Origin of the sequence: Mycobacterium sp. EPa45, from assembly GCF_001021385.1 — a bacterium.
Taxonomy (GTDB): Bacteria; Actinomycetota; Actinomycetes; order Mycobacteriales; family Mycobacteriaceae; genus Mycobacterium.
The window spans coordinates 2,462,060-2,486,927 of record NZ_CP011773.1; the positions used below are offsets into that span (position 1 = coordinate 2,462,060).

Below are 24,868 nucleotides of genomic sequence, written 5' to 3' on the forward strand. Positions count from 1 at the left end.
TCCGCTATGGCAGGGTAGGCCCGTGCGCGTCGCGGTGGTGGCAGGTCCGGATCCCGGTCACGCATTTCCCGCGATCGCCCTCTGCCTGCGCCTGGCCGCGGCGGGGGATGACCCAGTCCTGCTGACCGGCGCCGAGTGGCTCGAGACGGCGCGCGCCGCCGGAATCGAGGCCGTCGAACTCGCCGGTCTGGACCCGGTCGACGAGGACGATGACACCGATGCCGGCGCCAAGATCCACCAGCGGGCAGCCCGGATGGCCGTGCTCAACGTCGCGATACTGCGGGACCTGAGGCCCGATCTGGTCATCTCCGATGTCATCACCGCCTGCGGGGGGATGGCCGCCGAACTGCTGAACATCCCGTGGGTCGAGCTGTGCCCGCACCCGCTGTACCTGCCGTCACGCGGGCTGCCTCCGCTGGGGAGTGGGCTGGCACCCGGCACCGGGATCCGCGGTCGGCTGCGGGATTCGATCATGCGCGCGCTGACTGCGCGATCGGTGAAGGAAGGGGAGCGCCAGCGCTCGGCGGCCCGCACGGGGATCGGGCTGTCGGCCCGCGACCCGGGACCGGTCCGCAGGCTGATCGCCACCCTGCCCGCACTCGAGGTACCGCGACCGGACTGGCCGGCCGAGGCCGTCGTCGTCGGTCCGTTGCACTTCGAGCCCACCGACGCCGTCCTGCCGGTGCCGCCGGGGGAGGGCCCGCTGATCGTGGTGGCGCCGTCGACCGCCACCACCGGCGCCGGAGGGGTAGCCGAGCTGGTGCTGGAGCATCTGGTGCCCGGCCGCACCCTGCCGGCCGGTTCACGGGTGGTGATCTCCCGGCTTGGCGGCCGGGAGTTGGAGCTGCCGCCGTGGGCCGGTGTGGGGCTGGGCCGCCAGGACGAGCTGCTGACCCGAGCCGACCTGGTGATCTGCGGCGGCGGGCACGGGATGCTGTCCAAGACACTGCTCGCCGGCGTGCCGATGGTGGTGCTCCCTGGCGGGGGTGACCAGTGGGAACTGGCCAATCGTGTTGTGCGACAAGGTAGTGCGCGCCTGATCCGGCCATTGGGCGCCGAGGCTTTGGTGGCCGAGGTGGGTCAGGTGCTGTCCTCGCCGAGGTACCGGGAGGCGGCCCGGCGCGCCGGGGAGAGCATCGCGCACGTCACCGATCCGGTACGGGTGTGCCATGAATCGGTGGCTGGGTAAATTGGTGCCGTGCGGCTGACGGAATTCCACGAACTGGTCGACGGGCAATTCGGCCGGGTTCGTGGCGGCTCGCTGCTGGTGGATCATGTGCTCACCCAGCTGGGCGGACGCACCGCCGCGCAGGCCATCGAGGACGGTGTGGAGCCCCGCGACGTGTGGCGGGCGCTGTGCGCGGACTTCGACGTGCCGCGCGATCGGTGGTAGCCGACACGCGACGGCGCGCCTCCTTGCTTTCGAACACCTGTTCGCTAATCTGGTGAAGCTTGTCGGTGGCGTGATCTAGCGTCACGACCAACCGACCGAGAACCGGTCACCAACGACTACCGGAAGAGGTATCACCATGGCACCCCAGGCACCTGATCGCGAGAAAGCCCTCGAACTCGCGCTCGCGCAAATCGACAAGAACTTCGGCAAGGGCTCGGTGATGCGCCTCGGCGATGAGGTGCGCCAGCCGATCTCGGTCATCCCGACCGGATCGATCGCCCTCGACGTCGCCCTCGGCATCGGCGGCCTGCCGCGCGGCCGCGTCGTCGAGATCTACGGCCCGGAATCGTCGGGTAAGACCACCGTCGCACTGCACGCGGTGGCCAACGCCCAGGCTGCCGGCGGCATCGCGGCCTTCATCGACGCCGAGCATGCGCTGGACCCGGAGTACGCCAAGAAGCTCGGTGTCGACACCGATGCACTGCTGGTCAGCCAGCCCGACACCGGTGAGCAGGCGCTCGAGATCGCCGACATGCTGGTGCGCTCGGGAGCCCTCGACATCCTGGTCATCGACTCGGTGGCCGCCCTGGTGCCACGCGCCGAGATCGAGGGCGAGATGGGCGACAGTCACGTCGGCCTGCAGGCCCGGCTGATGAGCCAGGCGCTGCGCAAGATGACCGGTGCGCTGAACAACTCGGGCACCACCGCGATCTTCATCAACCAGCTGCGCGAGAAGATCGGCGTGATGTTCGGCTCGCCCGAGACAACCACGGGCGGTAAGGCTTTGAAGTTCTACTCCTCGGTGCGCCTGGATGTGCGGCGAATCGAGACGCTCAAGGACGGTACCGATGCGGTGGGTAACCGCACCCGCGTCAAGGTTGTCAAGAACAAGGTGTCGCCGCCGTTCAAGCAGGCCGAGTTCGACATCCTCTACGGCAAGGGCATCAGCCGTGAGGGCTCGCTCATCGACATGGGTGTCGAACAGGGCTTCATCCGCAAGTCCGGATCGTGGTTCACCTACGAGGGCGAGCAGCTCGGGCAGGGCAAAGAGAACGCCCGCAACTTCATGATGGAGAACCCCGACGTGGCCAACGAGATCGAGAAGAAGATCAAAGAGAAGCTCGGTATCGGTGCGGTGATAACCGATGAACTCCCCGATGACGTCCTCCCCGCCCCAGTCGACTTCTGAGACCCGCGAAGAGCAGGCGCACGCGTTGTGCCTGCGCCTGCTTACCGCGCGACCGCGGACTCGATCTGAGCTCGCCGCCCAGATGGCCAAGCGGGGATATCCCGACGATGTCACCGCGAACGAACTCAATCGGCTGGCCGCCGTCGGCCTGATCGACGACGCGGACTTCGCCGAACAGTGGGTTCGGTCGCGACGTGCGCGAGCCGGAAAAGGCAAGCGCGCCTTGGCTGCTGAGCTGCGGACCAAAGGTGTTGATGACGACGTGATCGCCGTGGCGCTCGACGGCATCGACGCCGGCGCCGAGCGGCAACGCGCCGAGGAGCTGGTGGAGCAGAAGCTGCGCCGGGAGAAGCTCGACGGCGACGACGATGCCAAGGTGATGCGCAGACTGGTCGGCATGCTGGCCCGCCGCGGCTACAACCAAAGCATGGCCGTGGCCGTGGTCAGTGAAGGGTTGGCGGCAGAACGGGAACGCCGAAAGGTCTAGTTCGCTGGGGCCGCTAGGCTTCACCGCATGCGGATTTCGGCCAAGCTCGCGCCCACGTTCGACTATCCGGAGCTTGAGCAGTTCTGGCGGGCAGCCGATGAGCTGGGCTTCGAAGCGATCTGGAATTACGACCATTTCTACGGGTTGGTCGAGAACACGATGCCGACGCACGAGGGGTGGACGAGTCTGGCCGCGATGGCCGTGGTGATCCGCCAGGCCCGGGTCGGCTGCATGGTAACCGGGGTGACGTACCGCAATCCGGCCATCCTGGCCAAGATGGCGGTCACCGTCGACCACATCAGCGGTGGCCGCCTGGACTTCGGCATCGGGGCCGGCTGGCACAAGGCCGAGCATCGTGGCTATGGGATCGAGTTCCCCAGCCCGGGAACGCGAGTGGCGATGCTGGACGAGGCCCTGACCGTCATCCGGCGGCTGTGGACCGAGGAGACGGTCACGTTTGAGGGCCGGTTCTACACGCTGCGCGACGCCATCTGCGAGCCCAAGCCGGTACAACGGCCACATCCGCCGATCGTCGTGGGCGGATCACAGCCCAAGATGCTGCGGGTCATCGCCCGGCACGCCGACGAGTGGAACATGCCTAGCCACGACGATGCGCAGAAGTGGGGTGAGGTCAACGCGCGGCTGAACGAGGCCTGTGCCGAGGTCGGCCGCAACCCCGCCGAGATCCGTCGCTCAGTGCAGATCTTTCTGTACCCCACAGACCCCGAACAGGTTGCCGCACAACTGGAACAGCTGCCGCAGTTCGGCGAGTTGGGCTGCGAGCATGCGGTGCTGTCGTTCTACCAGCCGCCGTCGACCGAGCTGCTGCAGCGCTGCGCGGGGCTGGGGGATTAGTTGTCGGCGGTTTGAAAATTGGTCGAGACGCGTGAAGCACGCGCATCGCGATGACTCAAATTGCCGCAGCGGTCCGGCAAGTGGGAGACGAGTCTCCTGGAATCCGCAACGAAGCGTCTGAGCTAGATGAACGTGGGCATCGATTCCCAGCCTCGGACGGCCGACGCTGACGACAAGTGCGCGTTGTTGTTGTCGATGTTCCATTCGGGGAAGCGCTTGAAGATTTCCTCCAGGGCGATTCGTGCCTCCAGCCTGGCGAGTGCCGCTCCGAGGCAGAAGTGGGCGCCCACGCTGAATGCCAGGTGTTGACGCGGCTGCCGATGGATGTTGAATTGGTCTCCGTCGGGCGGGAATTGGCGATGATCGCGGCAAGCTGAGGCGATCAGCGGCATCATGACACTGCCTTCGGGCACCGTGCGGCCATACCACTCGGTATCACGGGTGACGTAGCGAGCGAGGTGCGGCACAGGGGGTTCGTAGCGCAGTAGTTCCTCGATCGTCTGCGGAATCAAGCCATGATTGGCTGCGATGTCGCGCCTCTGGTCGGGGTGCTCGGCAAGAACTTTTCCGGCCCAGCCGAGAAGTCGGGTGGTGGTCTCATTACCTGCGGAGGCGACGAGGCTGATGTACAGCAGGATTTCGTCGCGGGTCAGTCTTCGGCGGACTCCTGTCTCGTCGTCGAATTCGACGTTGAGGAGTTCAGTCGTAATGTCGTCGGACGGGTGTTCGGCGCGCCAGTCGAGATAAGCGGCGAACACCTCGTCGTGATGGACACCCTCCGAGGCCAGGGTCATGGGCTGGCCGGCCTCGGTCAGCAACACGGCATTGGAGCGCTCCCGGACCTGTTCTTGGTCTTCCTCCGGGATACCAACCAGCATTCCGATAACTCTCATCGGCATCTGAGCGCCGAGATCGGCGATGAAATCGAAGCGTCCAGTGCCGACCAGAGGGTCGAGACACTGTGCGCAGAACGCGCGGATCTTGTCTTCGAGTTCGGCGATCTTGCGGGGGGTGAACATCCGCGCAAGCAATTTGCGATGGATGTCATGAACCGGTGGATCTTCGAAAACGATGATGCCGGGCGGTATCTCGATATTGGCCTTGATCACCTCGAGGATCATCCCGCGAGCTGAACTGAACGTGGTGGTGTCGACAAGCGCACGACTCACATCCTGAAAACGACTGACCGCATAGAAGTCGTATTGCTCGTTGAAGTAGAGCGGCGACTCCTCGCGGAGTCGCCGGAACACCGGGTAGGGGTCGGCCAGCAGTTCCACATCGTAGGGGTCGTACCGAATGTCGTTGACCTCACTTACGGTCATAGGCCGTCCTCCCGGTGCAGGGAACCTACCGCGATTCCTTGAGGTATCACAGCAGATCTAGCGACGGCTGACAAGACAAATTCAAGCAGGATGTTGCGCCACTGGCGACTATTGCGGATTCGTGAGGTGCGGTGAAGAGCCAGCGCTGCTCGGTAGTGGCAGGTACTTCCTTCGTAATTCGCCCATATGCGCAGGCGCGAAGCGTAAAGATACCGATTGACCTCAGCCGCGCCTGGCAATACTTTTAGCCTAAGATTGTCACGTCATAGAACTGGAGCGAGATGATGGGCCTCACCCGTGCGTAGCCATGGCTGGTCGGGGCATACGCCGGCCTCCGACGAGGAAGCCGTCAACAGGATTCTGGACGCGGTTGACTCCTTGATCGCCGAAGGCGGGTCCGCCATCCGCGTCAGCGATTTGGCGCGCGTTCTGGGAGTGAGCCGCCAGACCATCTACCGATATTTCCCTGGCGCTGAAGCGTTAGTAGTCGGCAGTCAGATGCGGGCGGCCAACGGCTTCCTCGATCGTTTAGCCGATCACCTGCATGGGTGGACGAATCCGGCCGCTGCCGTCGTCGAGGCCGTGGCCTTCGCCGCCGAGGAGTTCACCGATGACCCGCTGATGGCGCGCGTCCTGGAGGCACGGCTACCGGGTGGCACGTCGGCCCCGTTCACCGCAGGCGCGGCATTTGGCCTCGGGCGGGAAATGTTCCGACGATATGACGTCGACTGGGCCGCCCATGGTTTCGACCAGACAGCGATCGACGATCTGATCGAACTCGCGGTGCGCACACTCCAGTCGATCCTGCTCGACCCTCCCGAGCGGCCACTCAACCCAATGGCGCTCCGGAGGCTCTTGAGCAGATGGCTAGGACCGGCCGTGCTCTACCACCAGCTGACCCGAGACATCGATGCACTCACCGCTCTCGCGCAGCCCAACCAACCGGCCGCCAGCGCTCACGGATTATTCCAAATGGCGTGACCAGAGCTCGTGTGCCGCGGACCAGTACAAGGGGCGTCGTGAGGAAGGTGGACTTTTGAATCTTCCCCGACGGAGTTAGATGTGCTGGGAACCGATTCCACGCCGGAACCGCGGAGAGGGCTGATCTGGCCGGCTGCCGTTGCCGTCCGCGACGGCCTCCATCGTCTGGAGGAGGACTTCATTGAGTTCGGCGGCCGATCAGAGGCGAAATACCCTGTAAAGCAGACGATTTCGCACGTACGTGACAGACAATATATTTCCAGTGCTTATGGTCGTGGTGACGAGACCAACCGCCATCGAGATGGCTGATAATGAACGTGAAGTCGCGGCAAAACCGCGGCTCGACGTCACACCTTGCGGACTGCGGGCGGACGCCACCTTCCGGCGATGGCCTCGCGGCGTGGGGCATAGAGCCGCATCGTGATACCCAACGTTTCGAGCGGCGCGGGCAGCCAGTTGGTTTCCTTGTCGGCGCCGGGATTGGCATGTTGTAGATAAAGGTCCAGTGAGCCGTCGGCGTTGTACTGCAACGCATCGCGATCCCCAATCGCGAAGCGATCGATCTCGTTGGCGACCTGGTAGCCCTCGCCGTCATACATCGTCACCGACCAGAACCCATCCACCGGGGGCAACGCACCGGCATCGAAATGGATCACGTAGTCGTTCTCCCCGGACAGCGGGTTACCGTCGGCGTCAGTCACCAGCATGGGATACACCGCATCCTCGGGAGGATTGGCGCCCAACCCTACTAGAGTGACGACGGCGCGTCGTAGATACGAGTTGCCGTAGACGCCCATGCCCTCGCTCAGGGTCATCCACCCGTCAACGATATTGCCCAATGTCGGTGCGGCCGACGTGATGGCTGCCAGCGCGTCTTGCGCGCCCGCCTCGATCTCGGCCCGCTGCTCGGCGGAGAACCGCTGGGCATCAAACGGCTTTCCGACCTCGATGCCGAGCCCCGACAGCCTGGCCAGAATCGAAAAATCAGTTGTATGAGGCGGATTCACGCTCAGCAGGTCCGCGGCATAGGTCAGATAATCCAGCGCCGTCATACCGTTGACTTTGCGCAGCGGCTCGGTGCTGACGTCGTACGTCTCGTCTCGGACGAACGGTGTCGAAGGCGGCGCCAGTGACGTCAGGGTGTAGCCGTCCTGGACAGCATGCACCGCGGAGTAGTCGGCAGGCCCATTGGTCTGGGTGCGGCCGATGATCCACACATGCGGTGTGGGCGCGTGGATGACCGGGATGTCTTGCGGCAGTTGACCGGTATGTCCTGGTCCGACAATCACGTAACGCTGCGCACCGGTGCCGGACGTTCGCTTGCCTGGATTGGCGAAGACATCGGTCCACATATCAAGCAGTGGGAGCATGAAGTACCGGTCGTCGGTGTCGGAAACGTTGAGGATCACCGGCCCGTGGGTGAGGTCCAACCAGGCCGACGAGTACAGGGTGTCGAAGTTGGGCCGCACCACCGCGCGGAAGTCGGCATCCGGGTATTCACGGATGTGGTGAAACTCGTTGGGCGGGCCGGCGCCGATCCCCGAACGGTTCAACGTCTGCAGCCGCGAGATATCCATCGTCACCAACGGATAGAAGTAGAGATAAGCCTCATAGCTGAGGGTTCGCAAATCAGATGACAACGTGCTCATCTGTCTAGTCGCCCGGCTCCAGTGCCGCCTGCGCCTGCAGGGGGACGCTCGCACGCTTGGAGCGCCGCAGCCGCCGTTCGAGTCGCGTGGCCGCCACGGACAACGCGAAGTTCGCACTGATCATCAACACCGCGATCACGATCAACGCCGGAATGTAATTGCCATAACTCGACCCCACGACCGTGCCCTGACGAACCATCTCCACGAACGTGATCTGGTAACCGATCGCGGTGTCCTTCAGCACGACCACCAACTGCGACACCAGCACCGGCAGCATCGACGTGACGGCCTGCGGCAACAGGATCGACCGCATCGTCTGGCCCCACCGCAGGCCGAGCGCGGCCGCGGCCTCGCCCTGTCCGCGGGGCAGCGATTTGACCCCGGCGCGGACGATCTCGGCGATCACCGCACCGTTGTAGAGCGTCAGGCCCGTCACGACGCCGGCCAGCGCCAGATGCGTGGACATAAAGACGTCGTAGAGCGCAAAGAGGAAGTACGCGAAGATCATCATGATCAGCACCGGCACCGCGCGGAAGAACTCCACGATCACCGCCGAGGGCCAGCGGATGATGCCGACATGCGACAGCCGGCCCATGCCCAGCAGAAAACCGAGGACCAACGCCAGTACGATCGACAGCCCCGCGGCCGTCAGTGTGCCTTCGATACCCGGCAGCACATAGGTCTTCCACAGATTGCCGGTCAAGAACGGCTGCCACTTGGCCGCGGTCAGCTGGCCCCGGCTGGCGAGCTTGGCGACCACCGCCCAGATCACCAGTGCGGCAACGGCAATCGTCACCACCGTGACGATCCTGTTGCGGACCCGCGCCCGCGGGCCGGGCGCATCGAAGAGAACCGAAGCCGTACTCATGATCGACCGTTCTTCGCGCGAGCGCTCATCACCGGGCCACCGCCATTCGCTTACCCAGCCACCCGAACAGCAGACCCAGTGGCAGCGTCAGAATCACGAATCCCAGCGCGAAGATCGTGCCCACCGTCACCAACGCCGCAGTGTTCTCGATCATCCCCTTCATCAGCAACGCCGCTTCGGCCACCCCGATGGCCGAGGCGATCGTCGTGTTCTTGGTCAACGCGATCAGCACCGAGCCGAGCGGAATGAGCACCGAACGAAAAGCCTGCGGCAGCAGAATCAGTCGCAGGTTCTGGCCGAACGTGAACCCCAGCGATCGGGCCGCTTCGGCCTGACCCAGCGGCACGGTGTTCACCCCGGAGCGCACGGTCTCGCACACGAACGACGCGGTGTAGACCGTCAACCCCAGCACCGCGAGTCGAAAGTTACTGTCCTCGATCGACGTCGCGGACGTCGAATCGACCAGCGTGATGCCCAGCGTCTGGGCCAACCCGAACGAACAGAACAAAATGATCAGCGTCAGCGGCGTATTGCGCACCACGTTGACGTACGTGGTGCCAAGCCAATTGAGCATCGGCACCGGCGCCAGCCGCATCGCGGCCAGCGCCGTACCGAGGATCAGCGCCCCGATCGCGGAGAACACTGTGAGCTGAATCGTGGTCCAGAACGCCTCGAAGATCTGGCCGCGATATTCGCTGAAGACCTCCACGCCTACGCGACCTCAGCAGCCGTCGAGCGCGGGTGGCGCGGGGGCAGCGATGCCGGCCTTACCGAGGTTCTTGTCGAATGCGGCCTTCCAGGAGCCGTCGGCCTCCATCTTCTTCACCGCGTCGGTGATCTTGGTGCACAACTCCTTGTCACCCTTCTTCAGCCCGATGCCGTAGCGCTCCTCGGAGAAGGGCTGGCCGACGATCTTGAACGCCCCCGGAGTCTGCGCGGCATAACCGGCCAGGATCACCTCGTCGGTGGTCACTGCATCGATCGCGCCGTTCTTGAGCGCCTCGACGCACGCCGAATAGGTGTCGTACTGCTGCAGCTGCACGCCGGGGTACTTGTCCTTGATCCGCTGCGCCGGAGTGGACCCGCTGACCGAGCACAGCTTCTTGTTGTTCTGCAGCGACTCCGCGCCGGTGATGTCGGAGTTGTCGGCACGCACCAGGAGCGATTGCCCGGTCACCAGATACGGCCCGGCGAAGTCGACCTTCTGCTTGCGCGAATCGGTGATCGAGTAGGTCGCGACGATGTATTTAACCTGACCGTTCTGGATCAGATTCTCGCGCTGACCGGAGGGCGACTCCTTCCACTCGATCTTGTCCTCGGGATAACCGAGCTCCTTGGCGACGTACTTGGCGACGTCAACGTCGAAGCCGCTCATCGTTCCGTCCGGGTTCTTCAACCCCAGACCCGGCTGGTCGAACTTCGTGCCGATCACCAGCTTGTCGCCGCTGCCGCCACCGCCGCATGCGGTCGCGGTGAACGGCACTGCAAGTGCGAGTACGGCAGCGCCGACGAGGCGCCAGGAAAGACGGGGAAGTGTTGGCATAGCAGGTGTTCCTTTCGCCCTTAGTGGTTGAGGATCTTGCCGAGGAAGTCTTTGGCGCGCTCCGAGCGCGGGTTGTCGAAGAATTCAGCGGGCGGGGCGTCCTCGACGATCGCTCCGTCGGCCATGAACACCACCCGGTTGGCGGCGCGGCGGGCGAAGCCCATCTCATGGGTGACCACCACCATCGTCATGCCCTCGGAGGCCAGCGACGTCATGACCTCCAGCACCTCGTTGATCATCTCGGGGTCCAGGGCACTGGTCGGCTCGTCGAACAACATCACCTTCGGCTTCATCGCCAGCGAACGCGCGATGGCAACCCGCTGCTGCTGACCGCCCGACAGCTGGGCCGGGTATTTGTCGGCCTGGTTGGCCACCCCCACCCGCTCCAGCAACGTCATCGCGTTTTCGCGGGCCTTGTCCTTGGCGACCTTGCGCACCTTCACCGGCGCCAGCGCGACGTTGTCCAGGATGGTCTTGTGTGCGAACAGGTTGAACGACTGGAAGACCATGCCCACATCGGCGCGCAACTGCGCCAGTTTGCGTCCCTCCGAAGGCAATTGCTCACCGTCGATGGCGATCGTGCCGGAGTCGACGGTCTCCAGGCGATTGATCGTGCGGCACAGCGTCGACTTGCCTGAACCCGACGGACCGAGCACCACGACCACCTGGCCGCGGTCGACCTCGAGATCGATGTCTTTCAAAACGTGCAGGTCGCCGAAATGCTTGTTGACTCCCTGGATCGAGATCATCGGCTGTTCGCCGTCGCGCCCCATGCAATCAGACCCTACCCAGGTAATACTCAGTTTGCGACAGCGTTGACCAATCCGCGATTTCTCCCCGCATCCAGGTGCTCCGTACGATGAGCATGTGACATCGGTGCTGACCAACAACAATCCGACGGGGGAACTGCCCGGTTCGGGTGAGGGTCGCACCTACCAGGTCCGTACCTACGGCTGTCAGATGAACGTCCACGATTCCGAGCGGCTCGCCGGGCTGCTCGAGGCCGCCGGATACCACCGCGCGCCCGAGGGCACCGACGCCGACGTGGTGGTGTTCAACACCTGCGCGGTACGGGAAAACGCTGACAACAAGCTGTACGGCAACATCAGCCACCTGGCGCCGCGTAAGCAAGCCGACCCGGACATGCAGATCGCGGTGGGCGGGTGCCTGGCCCAAAAAGATCGAGAGGGCCTGCTGCAGAAAGCGCCCTGGGTCGACGTCGTCTTCGGCACCCACAACATCGGATCGCTGCCCGCGTTGCTCGAGCGGGCCCGGCACAACCGGCAGGCTCAGGTCGAGATTGCCGAGTCGCTGCGCGAGTTCCCCTCAACATTGCCCGCCTCGCGCGAATCAGCTTATGCGGCATGGGTTTCCATCTCAGTGGGCTGCAACAACACCTGCACGTTCTGCATCGTGCCGTCCCTGCGCGGCAAGGAAGTGGACCGCAGGCCCGACGAGATCCTCGCCGAGGTGCAATCGCTGGTGGATCAGGGCGTGCTGGAGATAACGCTGCTGGGGCAGAACGTCAACGCCTACGGTGTCTCGTTCGCCGACCGTGGCACCCCGCGCGATCGCGGAGCATTCGCCGCGTTGCTGCGCGACTGCGGCCGCATCGACGGACTGGAGCGGATCCGGTTCACCTCGCCGCACCCGGCCGAATTCACCGACGACGTCATCGAAGCGATGGCCCAGACCCCGAATGTCTGCCCGGCCCTTCACATGCCGCTGCAATCCGGGTCCGATCGCATGCTGAAGGCGATGCGCCGGTCCTACCGCGCCGACAAGTACCTCGGCATCATCGACCGAGTGCGCGCGGTGATGCCGCATGCGGCGATCACCACCGACATCATCGTCGGTTTCCCCGGCGAGACCGAAGACGACTTCGCCGCCACCCTCGACGTGGTACGCCAAGCCCGGTTCAGCGCCGCGTTCACCTTCCAGTACTCCAAGCGGCCCGGCACCCCGGCCGCCGAGCTCGACGGCCAGTTGCCCAAAGCCGTTGTCCAAGAACGCTATGAGCGGCTCATCGAACTTCAGGAGCGGATCTCCTTCGAGGAGAACACCGCCCAGATCGGCACCCAGGTCGAGCTGTTGGTGGCCACCGGCGAGGGTCGCAAGGACGCCAGCACCGCGCGGATGAGCGGACGTGCCCGCGACGGCCGGCTGGTGCACTTCACGCCCGGCGATGCCGCGCCGCGCCCCGGCGACATCGTGACCACCACCGTCACCGGCGCCGCCCCGCATCACCTGATCGCCGATGCGCCGCTGCTCAGTCACCGCCGCACGCGGGCAGGCGACGCCCACGCCGCCGGCCAGCGGCCCCGGACGGTCGGGCTCGGTTTGCCGCCGGTCGGCAGACCGCAGATCGAGGAGACGACGGGATGCCCGCGATGAGTCGCCAAGAAAAAGACCCGAGTGAGGCCTATCGCGCTGATATGGAAAAGGCTGAGCGCAAAGTGGCCGGCGAAATCCAGCCCGGTGCACGCGCGATGGTGGTGGCGATCCTCGTGTTCGTCCTGCTGGTGTCGTTGATCCTGCCGCACACCGGCGGCGCCCGCGGTGTGGACGTGTTGATGGGTGACAACAAGGCGCTCAGCGTGGGTATCGCACTGCCGTCGCGGCTGTTCACCTGGTTCGCGTTGGTGTTCGGTGTCGGCTTCTCGATGCTCGCGCTGACCACCCGGCGCTGGTTCCTGGCCTGGATCGCCCTGGCGGGCTCGGCACTGTCCAGCGCGCTCGGACTCCTGGCCGTCTGGTCGCGTCAAACCGCCGTGCACGGACATCCCGGCCCGGGCATCGGCCTGCTGGTGGGCTGGCTGGCGGTGATCCTGCTGACATTCCATTGGGCGCGGGTGGTCTGGACGCGCACCGCGGTGCAAGTGGCGGCCGAAGAGCAGCGGCGTGCTGCCGCGACCGAACGTCAGTCACGGACCCTGCTGGACGACGTCGACGACCGCGAGGGCAAGCAGCCGCCGGCTGCGAGCTAGCGCTTCTTACCCAGCGATTCGACCGCCGCGTCGGCCCACTGCCGCCACTGCTCGGCATTGGCCCTGGCCTCGGCGGCATCCTTGGTGCGGCCCGCGGCTTCGGCCTTCTCCGCCTGCCGCTCGTACTGCTCGACTCGGGCCTGGAACTGTTCGGCGCGAGCCTGGGCCTGCGGGTCGGTCCGCCCGGAGTCGGCGGCGTCACGCACCTTCTTCTCCACCGCGCGCAGCCTGCGTTCCAGGTCTGCCGACCGCTCCCGCGGCACCTTGCCGATCGCATCCCACTTGTCGGTGATGGTCCGCAACGCCGAGCGTGCCGCGTCCGGGTTCGACGTATCGAGCTTCTCCGCCTCGGCCAGTAATGCCTCCTTGGCGGCGGCGTTGGCCTGGAATTCGGTGTCGCGTTCGGCGTTGACCGCATTGCGTGCGGCGAAGAAGGTGTCCTGAGCGGCCTTGAACCGGTGCCACAGGGCGTCGTCGACGTCCTTGGCCGCCCGGCCTGCGGCCTTCCACTGAGCGAGCAGATCGCGGAACGCCGAGGCCGTCGCTGACCAGTCGGTGGATCCGGACAGCTCCTCGGCGCGCACGCACAGCTGTTCCTTGGTCTGCTTGGCGCCGGCACGTTCGCGGTCCAGATCGGCGAAATGCGAGCCCCGGCGTCGGTTGAAGGTTTCGCGGGCGGCGGAGTACCGCTTCCACAACGCGTCGTCGGTCTTGCGGTCCAGGCCGGTGATGGTCCGCCACTCGTCGAGGATCGCGCGCAACCGGTCTCCGGCAACTTTCCACTGCGTCGAGTTAGCCGCCAGTTCCTCAGCTTCGACGGCCAGCGCCTCCTTGCGCGCGGTCTGCGCGGCCCGGTGTTCGTCGCGACGGGCACGATCGGCCGCCGCGGTCTCCTCGGCATGGTCGCGAATCGCGCCCAGTCGCGCGGCCAGGGCGTCGATATCACCGAGAACGCTTGCGGTGGGCAGGGTTTCGGCCAACGAGGCGGCGGCAGCCTTGATCTTTCGGGCGTCACCGGTGCCGGAGGCCAGGCGGGTCTCCATGAGCGTGACTTCGGTGGCGAGGTCTTCGAAGCGCCGGCCGAAGTGGGCGTAGGCGGCTTCGGTGTCGCCGGCCTGCCACGAGCCGATAGTGCGTTCACCGGCCGACGTGATCAGCCACACGGTGCCGTCGTCGTCGACGCGGCCGAATCGGTGCGGGTCGCTGGACGGCGGCGCCGCCAGTGCGGAAGTGGGCGCGTGCGGCTTGGGGACGGGTCGCGGCGGGCCCGGTCGGGGAGCCGGTTTCGGGGGTCCGCCAGTGCTGGGTTCGTCGATGGTCATGGACTCGCCTCACCTACCCTCCGCGCGGTGTTCCCGCGCATCTGCCGCGCGACGCGGCGCCACTACCTCTGAGGTCGGCGACCGTGGTCTCGGCTGCCGTCCTCGTTGGTATTGAACCAGGTCGATGCCACCTGTGCGCCCGGGTTCGCCGGTCTGAGGTTGCGGACTCTCGTGATCGGCGGGCACGCTGGCGGCTTCGAGAGCGGAGGAGATCAGACATGGCAAAGACGGATATCGCTGTCCTCCTTGCGCTGTGTGCCGCGTTCTTCATCGCGATCGGTGACGTGATCCAGCAGCGGTCCGCGCACGAGGTCACCGACGAGCAGGTGAGCCCGATCGAATTGTTCAAGCGGCTACTCCGCGACAAGACGTGGTGGCTGGGCAGCGTGTCCGGCGGCGCGGGCTTCGGATTCCAGGCCGCGGCCCTCGGATTCGGGTCGGTGCTGCTGGTGCAGGCGCTGCTGGTCACCTCGTTGTTGTTCGCCTTGCCGATGAGCGCCTACTTCGCGCACCGACGTGTCACTCGCACGCAGTGGCTGTGGGCGGTCCTGCTCGCTGCGTCGGTGGCGGTGATCGTCACCGTCGGCAACCCGACCGAAGGGCATTCCCGCGCCGGTCTCGGGCTGTGGATATGGGTGGCCGCGATCATGGGGCCTGCGCTGGTCGCGTGCGTCGTCGGGGCCAAGATCTTGACGGGACGGCCCGCTGCCGCCGTGCTACTGGCGCTGGTGTCCGGTTCACTGTGGGGTTTGTTCGCGGTGCTGACCAAGGGCGTCGTCGGTCGCATCGACCACGGGATCGTGGCGGTGCTGATGAGCCCGGAGCTCTACGCGTGGGCACTGGTCGCTGTCTCTGCGACCGCCTGGCAGCAATCGTCGTTCCGGGCCGGGTCGATGGCGGCGTCGTTGCCGACGATGACAGTCGCCGAACCGATCGTCGGCTCGGTCCTGGGCATCTTCGTCCTCGGCGAGACGCTGCGGCCGGGTGAAACGGGCTGGTTCATGCTGATCCTGGCCGTCGCGGTGATGGTGTGTGCCACCGCGGCGCTGGCGCACGGCGAGGCCACCTCGCAGGCCGAGCCTGCCGCCGAACCGGTGGCGGGCTGACGGCCACTACCGTGTTGGGCGTGCTGTCCGCCGTTGTCCTGACACCGTCGGCTCCCGTCCTGGTACCCGAGCTGGCCGGCGCGGCCGCGGCCGAGGTCGCCGACATCCGCGCCGCGGCGGTGGCTGCCGCTGCCGAGCTGCCCGATCGCTGGATTGCCATCGGCGTCGGTCCGGGCGATCAGCTGATCGAGCCGGACGCCCGCGGGACGTTCGCCGGCTACGGCGTGGACGTGCCCGTCGCGCTGTCCCCGGATCCGGGTGGGCAGGCCAGCGCGCTGCCGCTGTGCGCGCTGTACACCGGCTGGCTGCGCGGGCGGGCCAATCCTTGCGCTCGGGCGCAGGTCCGGGTGTACGACGCCGAGCACGACGCCGCCACCGCCATCGGCTACGGCCGGGCGCTGCGCGCCGAAATCGACGCCACCGACGCTCCGGTCGGCGTGCTGGTGGTCGCCGACGGCGCCAACACGCTGACCCCGCCTGCCCCCGGCGGGTACGACCCCGACTCGGTGTCGGTCCAGGCCGCCTTGGACGAGGCGCTGGCCGTCGGCGACGTCGATGCGTTGACTCGGCTGCCCGGCGGCATCGTGGGCCGGGTCGCCTATCAGGTGCTGGCCGGGCTGGCTGAACCCGGCCCGGCTGCGGCCAAGGAGCTGGTGCGAGGCGCACCCTACGGCGTGGGGTACTTCGTCGGTGTCTGGACCATGACCGAGTGAGCACCCGACCGATCGCGGTCATCGGGCCGACCGGCACCGGCAAATCGGCGCTGGCCCTCGACATCGCCGAACGTCTCGGCGGTGAGGTGGTCAACGCCGACGCCATGCAGCAGTACCGCGGAATGGACATCGGCACTGCCAAGCTCACCGTCGACGAACGGCGCGGCATTCAGCACCACCAGCTCGACGTGCTCGACGTGACGCAAACCGCGACGGTCGCGCGCTATCAGGAGGCCGCCACCGCCGATGTCGAGGCCGTCGCGACCCGCGGAAGGCCGGCGGTGATCGTCGGCGGTTCGATGCTCTACATCCAGTCGCTGCTCGACGAATGGGCGTTTCCGGCCACCGATCCCGTGGTCCGGGCCCGGTGGGAACAGCGGCTCGCCGAGGTCGGGGTGGCCGCACTGCATGTGGAGCTGGGCCGCCGCGACCCGGCCGCCGCGGCTTCGATCCTGGCCAGCGACGGTCGCCGGATCGTTCGTGCGCTGGAGGTGGTCGAGCTGACCGGCCAGCCGTTCGCGGCGTCGGCACCCCGGATCGGGGCGCCCCGATGGGACACGGTGATAATCGGATTGGACTGGGAGACAGGCGTTCTCGATGACCGACTGGCGCGGCGCACCGACCTCATGTTCGAGGCCGGCCTGGTCGACGAGGTGCGTATGCTGCTCGACGGCGGGCTCCGTCAGGGCGTGACCGCCGCGCGCGCCCTCGGCTACGCCCAAGTGCTCCAAGCCCTGGACGCCGGGGGAGGCGACGAGGAGATGGCGCACGCTCGCGAGCTCACCTTCATCGGCACCCGGCGCTACGTGCGCAGGCAACGGTCGTGGTTCCGTCGCGACCATCGCATCCACTGGCTCGATGGCGCGGGCGCCGACCTCGCCGATCAGGTGATCGCCCGATGGCGGGACGTATCCTGAACTCGTGATTTTCGCCAAGGGGCACGGCACCGAGAACGACTTCGTGCTGCTGCCCGACCTGCCCGCGCAGCTGGACCTGGCGCCTGCCGCCGTGGCCGCGCTGTGCGACCGCCGCCGGGGACTGGGTGCCGACGGCGTGCTGCGGGTCACCACCGCCGGAGCGGTAGTCGACGCCGGCGTCCTGGACCGACTTCCCGAAGGTGTCGCTGCCGCCGATTGGTACATGGACTACCGCAACGCGGACGGCTCGATCGCGCAGATGTGCGGCAACGGGGTGCGGGTGTTCGCGCACTACCTGAGGGCCAGCGGCCTGGAGAAGCGCGACGAGTTCGTCGTCGGCACGCTGGCCGGGCCGCGGCCGGTTGTCGTGCACCACGCCGACGGCGTGGCGGCCGAGGTCACCGTCGACATGGGCAAGGTGAACCTGCTCGGGAGCGGCGCCGCCACCGTCGGCGGCCGGCACTTCACCGGTATCGGCGTCGACGTGGGCAACCCGCACCTGGCCTGCCTGGATCCCGGACTCACCGAGCAGGCGCTGGCCGCGCTCGACGTCGCCGCGCCGGTCTTGTTCGACCGTGGCCAGTTCCCGGACGGCGTCAACGTCGAGGTGCTGACAATCGCTGGCGATGGGGCGGTCAGCATGCGGGTACACGAACGGGGTGTCGGCGAAACGCGCTCCTGCGGTACCGGGACGGTGGCCGCCGCGGTCGCCGCGCTCAACCACCTCAACCTCTCGACCGGAACGCTGCGGGTCCGCATCCCCGGCGGCGAGGTCACCGTCGAGGTCAGCCACACCTCCAGCTCGCTTCGCGGGCCGTCGGTGCTCGTTGCGCACGGCGAACTCGCCGACACTTGGTGGGCGGCCCAACACTGACGGCACGTTATTCGGATGCACGACGTTGGACAGGCGTGACACCATCGATTACCGCTTATGACACAGACGCCTATGACCAAAGCTAATTCTCCCGACCCCAGTGTCGGCGAACTCGCGCTCGAGGACCGCGCCGCCCTGCGGCGCGTCGCCGGGCTGTCCACCGAACTCACCGACGTCTCCGAGGTCGAATACCGTCAGCTGCGGCTGGAACGGGTGGTCCTGGTGGGGGTGTGGACCGAAGGCAGCGCCGCCGACTCCGAGGCGAGCCTGGCCGAGCTGGCCGCACTGGCCGAAACCGCGGGCTCCGAGGTGCTGGAAGGTCTGATCCAGCGCCGGGACAAGCCCGACCCGTCCACCTACATCGGCTCCGGCAAAGCCCAGGAGCTGCGCCAGATCGTGATCGCGACCGGTGCGGACACCGTGATCTGCGACGGCGAGCTCAGCCCTGCCCAGCTCAACGCGCTGGAAAAGGTGGTCAAGGTCAAGGTGATCGACCGGACTGCCCTGATCCTCGACATCTTCGCCCAGCACGCCACCAGCCGGGAAGGCAAGGCGCAGGTGGCGTACGCGCAGATGGAGTACATGCTGCCGCGGCTGCGCGGCTGGGGTGAGTCGATGTCCCGGCAGGGCGGTGGCGCCGGCGGCAGCGGTGGCGGCGTGGGCACGCGCGGTCCGGGTGAGACGAAGATCGAGACCGATCGTCGCCGCATTCGCGAGCGAATGTCCAAGCTGCGCCGCGAGATCAAGGACATGAAGCAGATCCGCGACACGCAACGCAGCCGCCGGCTGCACAGCGACACCGCGTCGATCGCGATCGTCGGCTACACCAATGCCGGCAAGTCCAGCCTTCTCAACGCGCTGACGGGCGCCGGTGTGCTGGTGCAGAACGCGTTGTTCGCCACCCTCGAACCGACCACTCGCCGAGGCGAATTGGACGACGGACGGCCGTTCGTGCTGACCGACACCGTCGGGTTCGTCCGGCACCTGCCCACCCAGCTGGTCGAGGCGTTCCGCTCCACCCTCGAAGAGGTGGTGGACGCCGACCTGCTGGTGCACGTGGTGGACGGCTCCGACAGCAACCCGCTGGCCCAGATCGAGGCGGTGCGTCAGGTCATCCGCGAGGTGCAGAACGACCACCACGCGCCGCCCGCGCCGGAGCTGTTGGTGGTCAACAAGATCGATGCCGCCGACGACCTGACGCTGGCTCAGTTACGCCGCGCGCTGCCCGGTGCGGTCTTCGTCTCGGCGCACACGGGGGAGGGACTGCCGCGGCTGCGCAGCCGGCTGGGCGAGCTCATCGAGCCGCGTGAGGTCACCGTCGACGTGACGATCCCGTACGACCGGGGTGATCTGGTCGCGCGGTTGCACAGCGACGGACATGTCGATGCCGTCGAGCACACCGACGCGGGCACCCGCCTGAAAGCTCGGGTGCCCGCTGCGCTGGCCGCCGGCCTGCGCGACTTCAGCAGCTAGGCAGCGTCTTTCGCCGACGCGCCCTGTCCGGAAGCGCTCGGCTTGCCGCTCCTGCCCGTACCCGACTTGGCTGGCTTGTCGGCACTCTTCGCATCGCCACCGGTCTTGGGATTCTCGGATTTGGCCACCAGGCTGGGCTTCGGAGAGGCCTTGCGCTGCACCGGCTTCGATGCAGTCTCGGTGACCGTCTTCTTCTCGACGGCCGGCGCGCCGGTGGTCGCCGCGGCCAGCGTGCTCGCCGGGGCCGGCGCGGACGGCGCTGCAGGAACCGCCACGCCGAGGTCACCCAGTGCGTCGTGGATACCCTGGACGGCCGCCGTGGCGAGGTCGACGGTCAGCTTCACGGGGTTGATCGGGGTGAAGATGTTGAACGGCATCGGCTGGCCGTAATTGCTTCGGTCGTAACCGGTTTCGATGAGTACCCGGGTGACCGGCGAGATCAGGTCGACGAACGGCTTGATGATCGCGGTGGTGCCTGTCGCGGCGCCGATGTCCAGCAGCGGCTGCATGATCGGCAGCGTCTTGGCCGGGATGGTGATGTACAGCGTGTCGTTGTAGGTCTGGCAGTTCTTCGGGCTCTGCGAGCAGTCGATGGCCTGCTCGAGCTCGGGAATCGTGTAGCCGTAGGGGAGCTCGGTCGGCGGCTGGGTCCCGCGCGGCGAGAGGTAATTGCCGTGGATGTACCAGAACCCGGCCAGCGCGTTCAGGTCAGCCAGCAGGTTGAGCGGGTTGGCCGGGAAGTCGGCCACGCCGTCGTACTGGAACGCGATGTCGGTGGTGTTCACCGCAGGCAGGACTGTGGTGTCGGTGGGGGCCGGCTGGCCGAAGGTGGCATCCAGGATCGGGACCGTGCCGAGCATGGCCAGCCGCTCGAACAGGCCGCCGTTCGGACGTTGGGGGTCGCCGATCAGGACGAAGGAGTACCGGTCGGGGATGACTCCGCCGTTGGCATCGGCGAGCTGGCGCTTGACGATGTTCGAGACCGTCGCGCCCTGCGAGTACCCGAAGATCACGACGTCTTCATTCGGGTCCGCTGCGTTCACCGCATCGATCTTCTGGTTGAGGCTCAGCACACCGCTGGCCACCGACACGTTCCACTTCGCACCGCTCAGACCGCCCCAGCCCGCGAACGGGAACGGCCAGAACTGCGCCGTATAGGGCACCGGCTGGGGTGTGCAGACCGTTGCGCAGGCCGGATCGAGCGGCTGGATGTAGTAGTTCACTGCGTTCGGCATGTAGTTAGTGCCCAGCGGTGGCACCGACGGGTCAGGAGTCCCGGTGCCCGGGACGATCAGGGCTACCGCCGCCAAGCTGACGGCAGCGGTGATGGTGCTGGTGATCGCGAGGACGGTGGCGGCGATCATCGCCAGGGCGGCCACCATCGCCGCGCGTGCGGCGGTGCGAATATTTTGGCGCATCAGCTAACTTTCTTCATCGAAATCAAGATTGCTGCGATCATGGCATGAGCAGACTTATGCGCGCAGTTGAACGTGAGAAAAACCTGAGAAACGTCGCTACCGAATCACCGGGGGCTGGTGCGCGCGCACCGGCGGCAGCGGATCGGTGAATTTCTCCACCTGAACCAGGACGGCCGCGCCCGTGCAACCGCGGGCCAGTGACGAGGTTCCGATGTCGTCGGTCAGCACATTGGGATTGCCGTGCACGCACATCGAATCCGGGTCCGAGGGATCCAGCGGGTCGTACCAGGCCCCGGTCGACAGCTGCACCACCCGCGGCCGCAGCGCGTCGTCGATGACGACCCCGGCCAGGCAGGATCCGCGGTCGTTGAACACACGCACCACGTCACCGCCGGCCAGCCCGCGCTGTGCGGCATCGGTGGAATGCATCCGAAGGGGCTCGCGCCCTTGGATTTTCGCGTTCTGGCTGACCGCTCCGCCGTCGAGCTGGCCATGCAGCCGGGTGGCCGGCTGGTTCGCGATCAGGTGAAGGGGGAAACGCTGAGCGCGTTCGCCGCCCAGCCACTCCGCGGGCTCGTACCAGCGGGGGTGGCCGGCGCAATCGGGGTAAGCGAACCCGGCGATGTCGTCGGAGAAGATTTCGATCCTGCCGCTCGGTGTGGCCAGCGCGTGCGACAGCGGGTCGGCGCGGAAGTCGGCCAGAAGGGTAAGTCCGGTCTCGACCGGAAGTCGCAGGACGCCGTCGGCCCAGAACTGGTCGAAGTCGGGGACTGCGAATTCGATTTCGGCCGACCATTTTTCGTACATGTGCTCCAGCCACTGGCGGGCGGTACGACCTGAAGTGAACTGCTCGCCGAAGCCAAGTCGCTGCGCAAGCCCGGCGAAGGTGGTGTAGTCGTCGCGGGAATCCTCGTACGGCGGTGCCAGCGCGGGCATCGCGACCAGCAGCGGGTCGTTACGGGATCCGGAGAAGTCGTCGCGTTCGAAGGCGGTGGTGGAGGGCACGACGACATCGGCGTGCCGAGCCATCGGCGTCCAATACGGATCGTGCACCACGACCGTGTCGACCCGGCCGAGCGCGCGACGCAGCCGCGGCAGGTTCTGGTGGTGGTGAAAGGGATTGCCGCCGGCCCAGTACACGCACTTGATTTCGGGGTAGGTCAGGGTGCGCCCGTTGTAGGTGAAGCTCTCACCCGGATGCAGCAGCATGTCGCTGACCGCCGCGACGGGGATGAACGTCTGAACCGGGTTGTAGCCCTGGGGGAGCGACGGCAGGCGGTACCGCAGCGGCGGCAGCCCTGGTTCGTTCATTGAGCCGTACCCGTGGCCGAATCCGCCTCCGGGAAGCCCGATTTGGCCTAGCATAGCCGCCAGGGTCAACCCCATCCAGGGTGCTTGCTCGCCGTGGCGGAGCCGCTGCAGTGACCAGCTGACAGTCACGATCGTGCGTTGCGCGGCCATCGTCGTGGCCAGTTCGGCGAGCACCGCGGCGTCGATGCCGCAGATGCCCGCAGCCCACTGCGGCGACTTCGGCTCGCCGTCGTCGGCGCCGAGCAGATAACGCTCGAACCGCTCGTATCCGGTGCAGTAGGTGTCGAGGAACTCCCGATCGGCAAGATTCTCCACGGCCAGCACGTATCCGAGTGCGAGCATGATCGCCACGTCGGTGCCGGGAACGGCAGGCAACCAGCGGCAGTCGCCGTCGACGTCGCTGCGCAGCGGGCTGATCGAAACGATGCGTCCACCCTTGGCGCGGAACCGCTGCAGCGCCTCGCGCGCCGGGTGGCCGGTGGTGCCGCCGTGGTTGATCCCGGTGTTCTTCAGGTTCACGCCCCCGAAGCACACCAGCAGATCGGTGTGCTCGACGATGACGTTCCATTCCGTCGACCGCTTGAACAGGTCGTCATGGGTTCCGACCACCCGCGGCATGATCACCCCGGTGGCGCCCAGGCTGTACGAGTGCCGCGAAAACGTATATCCACCAAGCAGTTTCAGGAACCGGTGCACCTGACTCTGTGCGTGGTGAAACCGGCCTGCGCTGGCCCAGCCGTAGGACCCGCCGTAGATGGCCTCGTTGCCGTAGGTGTCGACCACCCGGCGAAGCTCGCCGGCAAGCAGCTCGGTGAGCTCATCCCAGTCCACCGCGACGAACTCGTCGGCGCCCCGTGCGGTGCTCGGTCCGGGGCCGTCGCGCAGCCATCCGCGACGAACGGCCGGTGTGGCGATGCGCGACGAATGCCTCAGCGAACCGGGGATGTTGCCGAGCAGGGGAGAGGGGTCGGCATCACCGGGGAACGGGGTGACCGCAGTGATCTCGCCGTCGGCGACCTCGGCGTTGAACGCACCCCAGTGGGTGAGGCTGCTGCGAGCGTCGCGCACCCCGTGATTCTATGCGGCGGAGCCACGACCTGTGACTTTGGCGACCAACCATCCGGTTGGTTATCCTCATTCGCAAACCCACAGTGCAGTCCGGAGGGAAGTCATGGCCGTGCAGAAGACCCCCGAGAAGAACGCAACCGTGAAGTATGTGCGGACGCTGTTCGAGCCCGAGCACGAACTGTTCCGTGAGGCTTACCGGTCGTTCCTCGAACGGCACGTCGCCCCGTTCCACGAGCAGTGGGAAAAGGACAAGATCGTCGACCGCGGGGTCTGGCTCGAGGCCGGCAAGCAGGGCTTCCTCGGGATGGCGGTGCCGGAGGAATTCGGCGGCGGCGGCAACGCCGACTTCCGCTACAACGTGATCCTCACCGAGGAAACCGCGGCGGGACGCTATAGCGGCCTCGGATTCGGCCTGCACAACGACGTCGTCGCCCCCTATCTGCTGGAGCTGACCACCGAGGAGCAGAAGCAGCGCTGGCTGCCCAAGTTCTGCAGCGGCGAGTACATCACCGCGATCGCGATGACCGAGCCGGGCACCGGCAGCGACCTGCAGGGGATCAAGACACGGGCGGTCAAACAGGGCGACCACTACGTGCTCAACGGCTCGAAGACGTTCATCACCAACGGCGTCAACGCCGACCTGGTGATCGTGGTGGCCCAGACCGACCCCGAGAAGGGCGCGCTGGGCTTCTCGCTGCTGGTCGTGGAGCGCGGCATGGAGGGCTTCGAGCGCGGACGCCACCTCGACAAGATCGGCCTGGACGCCCAGGACACTGCCGAACTGTCCTTCACCGACGTCAAGGTCCCTGCCGAGAACCTGCTCGGCGAGGAGGGACAGGGCTTCATCTACCTGATGCAGAACCTGCCGCAGGAGCGCCTCAACATCGCGGTGATGGCGGCTGCCGCCATGGAAAGCGTCCTTGAGCAGACCCTGCAGTACACCAAGGAGCGCAAGGCGTTCGGCAAGCCGATCGGCAGCCAGCAGAACAGCCGTTTCCTGTTGGCCGAGTTGGCCACCGAAACGACTGCGGTCCGCATCATGGTCGACGAGTTCATCCGGCTGCACCTCGACCGCAACCTGACCGCCGAGCAGGCCTCGATGGCCAAGTGGTATTCGACCGAGAAGCAGGTTCATCTCGTCGACCGCTGCCTGCAGCTGCATGGCGGATACGGCTACATGCGTGAATATCCCGTGGCGAAGGCCTACCTCGACGCCCGCGTTCAGACGATTTACGGCGGCACGACCGAGATCATGAAGGAGATCATCGGCCGCAGCCTGGGCGTCTAGCTCAGGCTAAGGCCGCTGAACTGCGCTTTTCGTTCCGCGCGACCGATCATCGGAACGCCCGGAACCAGCGATGAGCCCGGGCTTGTCCTGGGCTTTTCGCGTAT

Annotated in this window: 23 protein-coding genes; 14 read left to right on the plus strand and 9 right to left on the minus strand. The window is 66.4% G+C overall.

What is annotated here, in order from left to right; all coding sequences use genetic code 11:
- Nucleotides 1–22: 22 nt before the first annotated feature.
- The 5 genes from AB431_RS11695 to AB431_RS11715 all read left to right on the plus strand — a co-directional run bounded on the left by AB431_RS11695 (nucleotide 23) and on the right by AB431_RS11715 (nucleotide 3,924).
- A complete protein-coding gene (locus AB431_RS11695) occupies nucleotides 23–1,189 on the plus strand; it encodes a glycosyltransferase (RefSeq protein ID WP_047330061.1) in 1,167 nt (388 codons plus the stop codon).
- Between the two features lie 9 nt (nucleotides 1,190–1,198).
- Nucleotides 1,199–1,393, plus strand: a complete 195-nt coding sequence (locus AB431_RS11700) for a DUF3046 domain-containing protein (protein ID WP_047330062.1) — start codon at nucleotides 1,199–1,201, stop codon at nucleotides 1,391–1,393.
- A gap of 136 nt (nucleotides 1,394–1,529) precedes the next feature.
- Complete coding sequence (gene recA / locus AB431_RS11705) at nucleotides 1,530–2,582, plus strand: recombinase RecA (RefSeq protein ID WP_047330063.1); 1,053 nt, start codon at nucleotides 1,530–1,532, stop codon at nucleotides 2,580–2,582.
- Nucleotides 2,551–3,069 (plus strand): recombination regulator RecX, encoded by a 519-nt coding sequence (recX, locus tag AB431_RS11710; RefSeq protein WP_047330064.1) that lies wholly within the window; start codon nucleotides 2,551–2,553, stop codon nucleotides 3,067–3,069. The genes recA and recX overlap by 32 nt, the downstream gene beginning before the upstream one ends.
- A 27-nt stretch (nucleotides 3,070–3,096) precedes the next feature.
- Nucleotides 3,097–3,924 carry a TIGR03560 family F420-dependent LLM class oxidoreductase gene (locus AB431_RS11715; protein WP_047330065.1) on the plus strand — a complete coding sequence of 276 codons (828 nt, stop codon included), beginning with the start codon at nucleotides 3,097–3,099 and terminating at the stop codon, nucleotides 3,922–3,924.
- A gap of 122 nt (nucleotides 3,925–4,046) precedes the next feature.
- Here AB431_RS11715 and AB431_RS11720 read toward each other — a convergent pair whose 3' ends face one another.
- Nucleotides 4,047–5,246, minus strand: a complete 1,200-nt coding sequence (locus AB431_RS11720; RefSeq protein WP_047330066.1) for a cytochrome P450 — start codon at nucleotides 5,244–5,246, stop codon at nucleotides 4,047–4,049.
- 297 nt (nucleotides 5,247–5,543) lie between these two features.
- Here AB431_RS11720 and AB431_RS11725 point away from each other — a divergent pair, with 297 nt between their 5' ends.
- Nucleotides 5,544–6,227, plus strand: a complete 684-nt coding sequence (locus AB431_RS11725) for a TetR/AcrR family transcriptional regulator (RefSeq protein ID WP_047330067.1) — start codon at nucleotides 5,544–5,546, stop codon at nucleotides 6,225–6,227.
- A 347-nt stretch (nucleotides 6,228–6,574) separates the two neighbouring features.
- On the opposite strand, the gene AB431_RS11730 is transcribed toward AB431_RS11725, so the two are convergent.
- From AB431_RS11730 to AB431_RS11750, 5 genes are read right to left on the minus strand one after another with little or no spacing between them, the layout of a single operon-like run.
- The gene (locus AB431_RS11730; RefSeq protein WP_047330068.1) at nucleotides 6,575–7,876 is read right to left on the minus strand and encodes a DUF1254 domain-containing protein; all 1,302 of its coding nucleotides are present in this window, start codon (nucleotides 7,874–7,876) and stop codon (nucleotides 6,575–6,577) included.
- Nucleotides 7,877–7,880: 4 nt separating this feature from the next.
- On the minus strand, nucleotides 7,881–8,744 hold the full coding sequence (locus AB431_RS11735) for an amino acid ABC transporter permease (protein ID WP_047330069.1): 864 nt from the start codon (nucleotides 8,742–8,744) through the stop codon (nucleotides 7,881–7,883).
- A gap of 28 nt (nucleotides 8,745–8,772) precedes the next feature.
- The gene (locus AB431_RS11740) at nucleotides 8,773–9,453 is read right to left on the minus strand and encodes an amino acid ABC transporter permease (RefSeq protein WP_047330070.1); all 681 of its coding nucleotides are present in this window, start codon (nucleotides 9,451–9,453) and stop codon (nucleotides 8,773–8,775) included.
- A 12-nt stretch (nucleotides 9,454–9,465) separates the two neighbouring features.
- On the minus strand, nucleotides 9,466–10,287 hold the full coding sequence (locus tag AB431_RS11745; RefSeq protein ID WP_047330071.1) for a glutamate ABC transporter substrate-binding protein: 822 nt from the start codon (nucleotides 10,285–10,287) through the stop codon (nucleotides 9,466–9,468).
- A gap of 20 nt (nucleotides 10,288–10,307) precedes the next feature.
- Complete coding sequence (locus AB431_RS11750) at nucleotides 10,308–11,036, minus strand: amino acid ABC transporter ATP-binding protein (protein WP_047333328.1); 729 nt, start codon at nucleotides 11,034–11,036, stop codon at nucleotides 10,308–10,310.
- Between the two features lie 118 nt (nucleotides 11,037–11,154).
- On the opposite strand from AB431_RS11750, the gene miaB reads away from it, so the two are divergent.
- Both miaB and AB431_RS11760 read left to right on the plus strand, forming a co-directional pair.
- Entirely contained in the window at nucleotides 11,155–12,681 is a 1,527-nt protein-coding gene (miaB, locus tag AB431_RS11755) for a tRNA (N6-isopentenyl adenosine(37)-C2)-methylthiotransferase MiaB (protein ID WP_047330072.1), read from the plus strand.
- Complete coding sequence (locus tag AB431_RS11760; protein WP_144418238.1) at nucleotides 12,669–13,274, plus strand: hypothetical protein; 606 nt, start codon at nucleotides 12,669–12,671, stop codon at nucleotides 13,272–13,274. The genes miaB and AB431_RS11760 overlap by 13 nt, the downstream gene beginning before the upstream one ends.
- Here the strand turns inward: AB431_RS11760 and AB431_RS11765 are convergent.
- Entirely contained in the window at nucleotides 13,271–14,596 is a 1,326-nt protein-coding gene (locus tag AB431_RS11765; RefSeq protein ID WP_047330073.1) for a DUF349 domain-containing protein, read from the minus strand. The genes AB431_RS11760 and AB431_RS11765 overlap by 4 nt on opposite strands.
- A 218-nt stretch (nucleotides 14,597–14,814) precedes the next feature.
- Here AB431_RS11765 and AB431_RS11770 point away from each other — a divergent pair, with 218 nt between their 5' ends.
- From AB431_RS11770 to hflX, 5 genes are read left to right on the plus strand one after another with little or no spacing between them, the layout of a single operon-like run.
- Nucleotides 14,815–15,702, plus strand: a complete 888-nt coding sequence (locus AB431_RS11770; protein WP_047330074.1) for a DMT family transporter — start codon at nucleotides 14,815–14,817, stop codon at nucleotides 15,700–15,702.
- 20 nt (nucleotides 15,703–15,722) lie between these two features.
- Complete coding sequence (locus AB431_RS11775; RefSeq protein ID WP_047333330.1) at nucleotides 15,723–16,415, plus strand: hypothetical protein; 693 nt, start codon at nucleotides 15,723–15,725, stop codon at nucleotides 16,413–16,415.
- Complete coding sequence (gene miaA, locus AB431_RS11780) at nucleotides 16,412–17,332, plus strand: tRNA (adenosine(37)-N6)-dimethylallyltransferase MiaA (RefSeq protein ID WP_047330075.1); 921 nt, start codon at nucleotides 16,412–16,414, stop codon at nucleotides 17,330–17,332. The genes AB431_RS11775 and miaA overlap by 4 nt, the downstream gene beginning before the upstream one ends.
- Nucleotides 17,333–17,336: 4 nt before the next feature.
- Complete coding sequence (dapF, locus tag AB431_RS11785; RefSeq protein ID WP_047330076.1) at nucleotides 17,337–18,206, plus strand: diaminopimelate epimerase; 870 nt, start codon at nucleotides 17,337–17,339, stop codon at nucleotides 18,204–18,206.
- A 57-nt stretch (nucleotides 18,207–18,263) separates the two neighbouring features.
- A complete protein-coding gene (gene hflX / locus AB431_RS11790) occupies nucleotides 18,264–19,679 on the plus strand; it encodes a GTPase HflX (protein WP_369803016.1) in 1,416 nt (471 codons plus the stop codon).
- Here the strand turns inward: hflX and AB431_RS11795 are convergent.
- Nucleotides 19,676–21,097, minus strand: a complete 1,422-nt coding sequence (locus tag AB431_RS11795; RefSeq protein WP_047330078.1) for a PE-PPE domain-containing protein — start codon at nucleotides 21,095–21,097, stop codon at nucleotides 19,676–19,678. The two genes, hflX and AB431_RS11795, sit on opposite strands and share 4 nt — an antisense overlap.
- 96 nt (nucleotides 21,098–21,193) lie before the next feature.
- Entirely contained in the window at nucleotides 21,194–23,476 is a 2,283-nt protein-coding gene (locus AB431_RS11800; protein ID WP_047330079.1) for a molybdopterin-dependent oxidoreductase, read from the minus strand.
- Nucleotides 23,477–23,579: 103 nt separating this feature from the next.
- On the opposite strand from AB431_RS11800, the gene AB431_RS11805 reads away from it, so the two are divergent.
- Complete coding sequence (locus AB431_RS11805) at nucleotides 23,580–24,764, plus strand: acyl-CoA dehydrogenase family protein (RefSeq protein WP_047330080.1); 1,185 nt, start codon at nucleotides 23,580–23,582, stop codon at nucleotides 24,762–24,764.
- Nucleotides 24,765–24,868 lie beyond the last annotated feature (104 nt).

Excerpts from the sequence above, each read along its gene's own strand:
- recA (WP_047330063.1), top strand. The coding sequence starts at position 1,530 with ATGGCACCCCAGGCACCTGATCGCGAGAAAGCCCTCGAACTCGCGCTC.
- recX (WP_047330064.1), top strand. The coding sequence starts at position 2,551 with ATGACGTCCTCCCCGCCCCAGTCGACTTCTGAGACCCGCGAAGAGCAG.
- AB431_RS11715 (WP_047330065.1), top strand. The coding sequence starts at position 3,097 with ATGCGGATTTCGGCCAAGCTCGCGCCCACGTTCGACTATCCGGAGCTT.
- AB431_RS11720 (WP_047330066.1), bottom strand. The coding sequence starts at position 5,246 with ATGACCGTAAGTGAGGTCAACGACATTCGGTACGACCCCTACGATGTG.
- AB431_RS11730 (WP_047330068.1), bottom strand. The coding sequence starts at position 7,876 with ATGAGCACGTTGTCATCTGATTTGCGAACCCTCAGCTATGAGGCTTAT.
- AB431_RS11735 (WP_047330069.1), bottom strand. The coding sequence starts at position 8,744 with ATGAGTACGGCTTCGGTTCTCTTCGATGCGCCCGGCCCGCGGGCGCGG.
- AB431_RS11745 (WP_047330071.1), bottom strand. The coding sequence starts at position 10,287 with ATGCCAACACTTCCCCGTCTTTCCTGGCGCCTCGTCGGCGCTGCCGTA.
- AB431_RS11750 (WP_047333328.1), bottom strand. The coding sequence starts at position 11,036 with ATGATCTCGATCCAGGGAGTCAACAAGCATTTCGGCGACCTGCACGTT.
- AB431_RS11760 (WP_144418238.1), top strand. The coding sequence starts at position 12,669 with ATGCCCGCGATGAGTCGCCAAGAAAAAGACCCGAGTGAGGCCTATCGC.
- AB431_RS11765 (WP_047330073.1), bottom strand. The coding sequence starts at position 14,596 with ATGACCATCGACGAACCCAGCACTGGCGGACCCCCGAAACCGGCTCCC.
- AB431_RS11770 (WP_047330074.1), top strand. The coding sequence starts at position 14,815 with ATGGCAAAGACGGATATCGCTGTCCTCCTTGCGCTGTGTGCCGCGTTC.
- hflX (WP_369803016.1), top strand. The coding sequence starts at position 18,264 with ATGACACAGACGCCTATGACCAAAGCTAATTCTCCCGACCCCAGTGTC.
- AB431_RS11795 (WP_047330078.1), bottom strand. The coding sequence starts at position 21,097 with ATGCGCCAAAATATTCGCACCGCCGCACGCGCGGCGATGGTGGCCGCC.
- AB431_RS11805 (WP_047330080.1), top strand. The coding sequence starts at position 23,580 with ATGGCCGTGCAGAAGACCCCCGAGAAGAACGCAACCGTGAAGTATGTG.